Raw genomic sequence first — 7,109 nt, forward strand, 5'->3', positions numbered from 1 at the left:
GAGTATCCTGTAGAAATCAGAAAAGTCATCTATACAACTAACTTAATCGAAAATCTTAATGGCAAGATTAGAAAGTACACCAAGAACAAATTATCGTTCCCAACCGATGATTCTGTGATGAAATCAGTATATTTAGCCGTTAGAGAGGCCACAAAGAAGTGGTCAATGCCTATCAGGGACTGGGGCATAATTTTAAATCAGTTCCTAATTATTTACAAAGAAAGGGTCAGGCTATAACAATAACCCAACCCAAGCTTAATTTACTTACACACTTTATGAGAGGGTGTCCATTAAGAGCTATTTTCAAATATACTGATGAGAAAGATATCCTTAGATATGGTTATATCATCTATCTAAAGTAGTAGTTTTTTATTGAAACCAATATTAGAACCCTTCTAACAGTCAATTTCTGTTAGAAGGGTTTTTTATCCCCATTAACAAAATACTTCTACAAAACCCTTACCTTTACTACTTCACCATATCATCTATTAGAGACATGAGAAAGTTTTGTTTGGTTTTAGTTGTTTTAAGCTATGTGGCTTTTGGATTTGCCCAAGATAAGCAAACACTTAAGCAAGTAAATAATATGCTCGAGTTAATTGGAAAGGGAACTCAATCACTTCATAAACAAGATATGAGTACTTGGACTCCCGAAAAGATAGCTATCCAAGAAAATAACATTCAGCGTATCGACTCATTGCTTTCACGCTACGGTTGGTTAAAACCTCCACAAGTTAGCAAAAAGGCAAGCAGAGCCTATTATGAAGTACTACTCTATGCACCAATAGATATGCAGAAGAAGTATCAAAATGAGGTTTATAGTGCTGCTAAAAGCAAAGCTATTAAGTCAGGCGAATACTATACCTTTACCGATAGAATAAAAATATTGGAGAATAAATACCAGATTTTTGGTACGCAAGCTAAGACAGATGATGTGGGCAACCTCTATTTTATCCCAATTGATACAACGCTCATCAATAACAGAAAGCTACCTATACTCCCACCTGGTGAATATATTTACTTTAGCAGCCCGAAGTTTGTTACCCTGTTCATTCACATCTACAGCCAAGAACGTAAAGAGGGAGTGGCTGATGCACAAATCTATCTTAATGAAAATAAAATTGGTCATTCCAATGCAAGAGGCTTTTTTCAAATTAACCTACCTCGCTTCAGAAATAGTATTGAATTACGCATTCGTAAAGGAACAACCACCAAAACAATCACCCTAAATAATACAAATAATTACGACTGGCTTGATGAAACAGTCTATTTATAGAGAAAGTCAATAATTATTTTATTTATAAAGAATGATAGTCAACAGAACATATAAGGAGCAAATAATCAACTCCCTACATTCTAGATAATATCTAACACACCCTATTTATCTTCTTTTCATAGGCTATAAAGAGTATAAACATAAAATATAAAAGCATTAAAATTTAGGAAATGTAAAACTAATAACTTACCTTTGCACACGCAAATAAGGATTGGTTCCGTAGCTCAGCTGGATAGAGCAACGCCCTTCTAAGGCGTCGGTCAAGCGTTCGAATCGCTTCGGAATCACAAAAAAGCCGATAACTATTTTAGTTATCGGCTTTTTTGTTTTCTATAGCTTTAGCAACTCTTTCAACTCATCGTAAGTTGAAATCTTACTAGTAATCTTATCTTTTCCACTTAAGGCCGCAACTTGAGGTGGAGTAGGAATCAAAATACCTAATTTATTCTCTATACTCTCAGGAAACTTAATAGGATGAGCTGTTTCAAGAAACACTCCAATTTCATCATCAGAAACCTCGGATAGGTATTTACGTAACCCTAAAAACCCTACAGCACCATGCGGATCCATTAAATAGCTATGAAGCGTATTTACCTCATCAATTATAGCCAGCGTATCTAAATCAGAAAACGAATAAGCCGTCAACATCTCTCTAAGTTTAATACCTGAACGATCAAACAACTCTAAGATACGAACAAAATTACTTGGGTTACTCACATCCATAGCATTGGATAATGTCTCAACCGTTTGTTGGGGTTTATACTCAAGCGTATCAAGATAACGAGGTACCGTATCATTAACATTAGTAGAAGCCACAAAGTGAGCAATAGGCAAACCCATTTTTAAAGCCATAAGACCTGCACAGATATTACCGAAGTTTCCGCTAGGTACGGATACCGTGATTGGCTTTGCTTCTATTTTTAATGCTTTATACATAAAGAAGTAATAAAACATCTGAGGCAGCCATCGAGCTACATTGATGGAGTTTGCAGAAGTTAGATTTTGATCTTTTAGCCCAGCATCCAGAAAAGCCTGCTTCACCATATCTTGACAATCATCGAAGCTTCCGTTGACCTCAATAGCTTTAATATTCTGACCTAAAGTCGCTAACTGTTGTTCTTGAATTGAACTAACTTTTCCTGATGGATAAAGAATAATAACATCCACTCCCTCAACACCTAAAAAGCCATTGGCTACTGCCCCACCCGTGTCGCCTGAAGTTGCAACAAGTACCTTAATCTTTTCTGAACTATCTCTAGTAAAGTAACGCAAACAACGTGACATAAAACGTGCCCCAACATCCTTAAAAGCTAGAGTTGGTCCGTGATACAGTTCTAGTGCATAAATATCATCCACAACTTTAGCGGTAGGAAAATCGAAGCATAAAGTTTCATTAATGATAGCAAGTAGCTCATCCTTTCGTATTTCATCTCCAATAAAGGATTTAATTACTCGGTAAGCAATCTCTTTATTATCAAGATGCTCAATCTGCTCAAAAAATGAACGTTCCAACTGCGGAATCTCACAAGGGAAATATAACCCCTTATCTGGAGCTAGACCTGCAATTACAGCTTCTTTGAAACTTACTTGGTGATCAGGGTTATTTAAACTATAATATTTCATGATAATATCTTTATTCCTATAGGGTTAATTTTTGATACATGGATTTCAAAAGCATAATTTGCCTGAGCTACAACATCACGCATAGCATCAGCTACAGCCAATGCAACGGACTCCCCTTTTGATAAGGCAAAAACCGAAGGTCCTGCACCCGATATTCCACTACCAAGTGCTCCACTATTAGCAGCAGCCTGTTTTAACCCGTCAAAATTGGGTATAAGCAAGGAGCGAATAGGCTCAACAAACTCATCGTGAAGTGATCGACCTATTAAATCATAATCACTGGTAAAAAGGCCACTAATTAATCCAGCTAAATTACCACATTGCCTTATTCCTTTTTGCAAGCTAATAGTTTGACGAACGACCGAACGAGAGTCTTTAGTTCGAAGTTCAATTTGTGGATGGATTACGGTAGCATATAAATTATCTGGCGAGGGAATTGAAACTATATCCAACGGATCATAACTACGAATTAAAGCAAATCCGCCCAAAAGAGCTGGTGCTACATTATCAGCATGAGGAGCACCACTAGCTAAAGCCTCTCCTTGCATAGCGTGATAAACAAGTTCTTTATTGGTTAGAGGATAACCACAGAGGGCATTTATTCCAAATACAGCACCTGCAGCACTGGCAGCACTACTACCAATACCACTACCGGCCTTTATTTTTTTATGAATAGTCATTTCTATTCCAAAAGATGGATTCAACCTATTAAATAGTGATAAGCCAGCAACACCAGCTACATTATCTTCCAACTCTAAAGGTAAATCAGCACCCGTAATCTCTTTTATTCTTAGACCTGGCTTATCTACCTTCTCAAATACCATTTCATCACCAACACTTTCTAAGCAAAGTCCTAACACATCAAAACCACAAGACACATTTGCTATAGTGGCAGGACTAAATATTTTTATTTTATCCATTAATCTAATTCGTTTTATTACCAATCCGTATAACATCTGCAAAAATACCCGATGCCGTAACAGAAGCTCCAGCTCCTGCACCTTTTACAACTAAAGGTTGCTCGGCATAACGATCGGTATAAAAGAGTACAATATTATCTTTACCCTCCAAATTATAAAAATCATGATTGGAGCTTATTTTCTGAAGTCCTACACTGCCAACTCCATTATTATAGGATGCAACAAATTTCAATCGAGCACCTTCTTTTTTAGCTTCATCGTACAAGCGATCAAAATGCTCTTTATTGGCTTTAAGCTGCTCAAAAAGCTCATCCTTATTCTTAGTTTTAAAACATGACTGAGGTAAAAAAGAGTCCGAAAGGATCTCATCTATCTCTATTTTATAACCACTCTCCCTGACTAAAATCATAAGCTTTCGCCTAACATCTACACCACTCAAATCAATCATAGGGTCAGGCTCAGTAAATCCTTCATCTTGAGCCATAGATACTACCCTATCGAAGGGAGTTTGTTCATCAAAATGATTAAAAATAAAATTTAGACTACCACTCAACACAGCCTCGATTCGATGAATACGATCACCCGATGCAATCAGGTTTTTAAGCGTATCTATAATCGGCAAACCTGCTCCTACACTAGTTTCGAATAAGAAGGGAGCATGATATTTGCGAGAGATACTCTTAAGTCGTTTATAATAGTCATAATCAGAAGCACAAGCAATCTTATTGCAAGTAACCACAGCTATACTATTGTATAGATAAGTAGCATAAGAACGAGCAACTTCTTCACTAGCAGTCATGTCAACAAAAACACTGTTGCGTAAATTCAACTCCTTAATCTTGTCTACAAATGAGCTTTGCGACATCGGAATTCCCTCAGACAATAAATTATCCAAGTCATTAAGTTTGAGTCCTTCACGATCAAAACACATTTTAGTAGAGTTAGCCAAACCAATCACGCGTACATTAAGCTTTAAGTACTGAGCTAAGTAATCGTGTTGCTTCTCTATAAGTTTTAAGAAGGTCCTCCCAACATTGCCTATACCCATGACAAAGAGATTGAGTTGTACCACGTCCTCTTCAAAAAACACTTCGTGAAGTGTATTAAGAGCTTTACGTACATCTTTTTGTCGGATAATAGCTGAAATATTACGCTCGGATGCACCTTGTGCTATAGCTCTAATATTGACATTATTCCTTCCTAAAGCACTGAACATTTTTCCGCTTTCACCTTGGTGATTGCGCATATTTTCACCCACTACGGCAATAACCGACAAGTCTCTTTCAACTTGAATAGGCTTAATCTTATGTTCTTCTATCTCAAAACGAAACTCATCGTTTAGACTTAGCTCCAAACGGTGTGCATCTTCCTGCTCCACAGCGAAACAAAAAGAATATTCCGAAGAAGCTTGAGTAATAAAAATTATATTAACTCCAATAGCACTAAACACCTCAAATAAACGTTTAGACAAGTGAGTTGCACCGACCATGCCTGGGCCTTCAACAGTAAATAAGGCCACATTATCTATATTACTTATACCACGGATTGTGCTACCGTTAATATTGGGAATTGCATTGCAAACCACTGTGCCTGGGGCTTCGGGATCGAACGTATTGCGAATGTGTAGAGATATCTCTTTTGAAAGGATAGGAAGCAAGGCTGGAGCATAGAGTACCTTAGTTCCAAAGTGCGAAAGCTCCATTGCTTCTTGAAAACTAAGATTTTTAACAGTTCGTGCCTGACGAACAAGTTTCGGATCAGCAGTATATATACCACTCACATCAGTCCACATCTCTATAGCCTCTATATTTAAAGCTGCAGCCAGAATTGATGCCGTATAGTCAGAACCACCTCTGCCTAGTGTAGTTATTTGCTTTTGATCAGTTTCAGCCACGAAGCCTGGAACAACAGCAACTCTAAACTTTGCAGTCGAGAAGAACTCTTGAATTAAGCCATTGGTAAGCGGGAAGTTTACATTTGCTTTACCATAATGATCATCAGTACGTATAATTTCTTGGCTATTTATCCATAGACAGTCAACCCCACCTGAGGTCAAGACATCCGATAAAATAAGCGAGGCAATACGCTCTCCATAAGAGAGTATTAAATCTTTCGACTTGGGAGAAAGTTCACCAAGCAACAGACAGCCATTAAGTAAGATTTCTAGTTGGTTAAGTTTTCGGATGATACGACTCAGAACACCAGCTTGACGATCAACTGCAATAAGTTCTTTTATTATATTGATATGGTGCATTTCAATCTGATGAAATATATCAATATAGTGTTCATTTTTTTCTGAAGCAAGCTCTGCAGCCTTTAAGAGAAGGTCGGTGGTATCAGCCATAGCCGAAACGACTACAATGACTTGGTCTTGTTTAGCTCGACCCTGAATAATGTCAACGCACCTCAATATATCTTGTGCATTGGAGGTTGAGGAACCACCAAATTTTAATATTTTCATACTGTTCTTTTTGAGATTTGGAATAGAAACTAAACACCATTTACACTATGTAAATGGCTATAGATATAGCTGTATGTAGTTGATATACCCCTCACGGGGTAATGCCTGTAGTTGTAATAGAAGTAGATGACGTAGACACCCATAAAGTGCACCCACAACCAAAAGTATTGATCGTAGTCCCCCCTAATAGAGATGAGTATTTTTTATTGATGTCTATCATTATGTTTCACAAGATAAATACATTTATTATATTTTCCAAAATTCTCGATAAAATATATAAACACTAGCAATTTATCAGGCTAAATAGCCTTATGAGTTGACAAAAGACAAGAATAAGATAATTATGGAAGTTCTAATACAATTCCTAACTCCTCAACCGTTTGCTCAACGGCATCTAAGAACCCATAGACATCAATAGGGTAAACATCCCCTATATTACCAATTCTGAACGTGTCGGCTTGTGATATTTTACCTGGGTAAATTACGAAGCCCTTAGATTTTAATGACTCGTAAAATTCAAGGAAATCAAATGAGGCAGAGGGATAAAGAAAAGAGGTAATGATTGGACTCTGAATCGTTTGTGGTAGCAAAGTAGTAAAGCCAATCCCGACACTGTCTCAGGAAGTGTGTAAGTAAATTAAGCTTGGGTTGGGTTATTGTTATAGCCTGACCCTTTCTTTGTAAATAATTAGGAACTGATTTAAAATTATGCCCCAGTCCCTGATAGGCATTGACCACTTCTTTGTGGCCTCTCTAACGGCTAAATATACTGATTTCATCACAGAATCATCGGTTGGGAACGATAATTTGTTCTTGGTGTACTTTCTAA

At 37.2% G+C, this 7,109-nt stretch carries 5 protein-coding genes, 1 tRNA gene and 2 pseudogenes; 3 read left to right on the forward strand and 5 right to left on the reverse strand.

Annotated features, from left to right (window positions below; translation table 11 throughout):
- From B091_RS12230 to B091_RS0111190, 3 genes are all read left to right on the forward strand, one after another.
- Nucleotides 1–237 (forward strand): transposase (locus B091_RS12230; protein ID WP_018110084.1); only part of this gene is annotated, 237 nt, incomplete at its 5' end.
- A gap of 259 nt (nucleotides 238–496) precedes the next feature.
- On the forward strand, nucleotides 497–1,276 hold the full coding sequence (locus B091_RS0111185; protein WP_018110085.1) for a hypothetical protein: 780 nt from the start codon (nucleotides 497–499) through the stop codon (nucleotides 1,274–1,276).
- A 213-nt stretch (nucleotides 1,277–1,489) separates the two neighbouring features.
- A tRNA-Arg gene (locus tag B091_RS0111190) sits at nucleotides 1,490–1,563 on the forward strand.
- Nucleotides 1,564–1,606: 43 nt separating this feature from the next.
- Here the strand turns inward: B091_RS0111190 and thrC are convergent.
- The 5 genes and pseudogenes from thrC to B091_RS13010 form a co-directional block, all read right to left on the reverse strand.
- A complete protein-coding gene (gene thrC, locus B091_RS0111195) occupies nucleotides 1,607–2,899 on the reverse strand; it encodes a threonine synthase (protein ID WP_018110086.1) in 1,293 nt (430 codons plus the stop codon).
- Nucleotides 2,896–3,819, reverse strand: a complete 924-nt coding sequence (locus B091_RS0111200; RefSeq protein WP_025069673.1) for a homoserine kinase — start codon at nucleotides 3,817–3,819, stop codon at nucleotides 2,896–2,898. Before B091_RS0111200 ends, thrC begins: the two co-directional genes overlap by 4 nt.
- A 4-nt stretch (nucleotides 3,820–3,823) precedes the next feature.
- Entirely contained in the window at nucleotides 3,824–6,280 is a 2,457-nt protein-coding gene (gene thrA / locus B091_RS0111205; RefSeq protein WP_018110088.1) for a bifunctional aspartate kinase/homoserine dehydrogenase I, read from the reverse strand.
- A 341-nt stretch (nucleotides 6,281–6,621) separates the two neighbouring features.
- Nucleotides 6,622–6,885 (reverse strand): annotated as a pseudogene (locus B091_RS0111210) (hypothetical protein); the annotation flags it as partial.
- Nucleotides 6,886–6,939: 54 nt separating this feature from the next.
- Nucleotides 6,940–7,109: pseudogene (locus tag B091_RS13010) on the reverse strand (IS256 family transposase); the annotation flags it as partial.

This window comes from Bacteroides propionicifaciens DSM 19291 = JCM 14649 (assembly GCF_000375405.1).
GTDB lineage: Bacteria > Bacteroidota > Bacteroidia > Bacteroidales > Bacteroidaceae > Bacteroides_E > Bacteroides_E propionicifaciens.